Here is a 708-nt window from a genome sequence, read left to right as displayed (position 1 = left end):
CTGCCCGCCGCCTGCCGCCCTGGCCACCGCCACCCCCGAGGCGACCCGGGCGGCGCACCGGTTCGTCCGCACGTTCCTGGAGATCCTCAACGGCTACCGGCCGCCGGGGCAGCTCCGACCGCTGAGTGACCCGGCCGCCGCCAGCGGGGTGGCAGCGGAGCTGACCCGTGCCGCCCAGCGCGTCGGCCCGGTACGCCGCCGGTCCACCCGGCCGAGCGTTCAGCTACGCCGGCTGCGCGTCTGTGAGCCGCGTACCGGGGCGGTGGAGGCGGCCGTCGTGGTCGCCGGGCCGGCCGGCAGCAGTTGGGCGATGGCGCTGCGGCTGGAACACCGCCGGGGCAGCTGGTTCTGCACCACCCTGCAGGTCCTCTGACCCGGCCCGCCCGGTCGGCAATCCGGGTCGGCGATGTGGCGGTATCCCGGTGGCCGATAGCCCGCCATATCGCCGGCACGAAGTTGATCACCCGCCGCCGGGCGGCAGAGGCCGCGGACGTGGACGGGCCCCGGCCGAGAACGGCCGGGGCCCGTGGACCTGACGGAAGGGGCTGGTCAGGCGTTGTTCGGGGCGCCGTGGCAGCGCTTGTACTTGCGCCCGGAGCCGCACGGGCAGGGCGCGTTGCGGGAGGGGCTGTCACCGGCGGCGTCCACCCGACCCGGCGCCGCCCGGCGAGCGGTGCCCGCCGCCACGGCCTGGCCGCTCATCCCGGC

At 77.4% G+C, this 708-nt stretch carries 2 protein-coding genes; one reads left to right on the top strand and one right to left on the bottom strand.

Annotation, left to right across the window (positions count from 1 at the left end):
- Nucleotides 1–373 (top strand): Rv3235 family protein (locus DKL51_RS08865; RefSeq protein ID WP_260428435.1); only part of this gene is annotated, 373 nt, incomplete at its 5' end.
- A 176-nt stretch (nt 374–549) separates the two neighbouring features.
- Here the strand turns inward: DKL51_RS08865 and DKL51_RS08860 are convergent.
- On the bottom strand, nt 550–708 hold a 159-nt coding region (locus DKL51_RS08860), incomplete at its 5' end, for an SEC-C metal-binding domain-containing protein (RefSeq protein WP_148097754.1).

The organism is Micromonospora globispora (genome assembly GCF_003857015.1).
GTDB lineage: Bacteria > Actinomycetota > Actinomycetes > Mycobacteriales > Micromonosporaceae > Micromonospora > Micromonospora globispora.
This window is presented reverse-complemented; position numbering and strand designations above follow the sequence as displayed.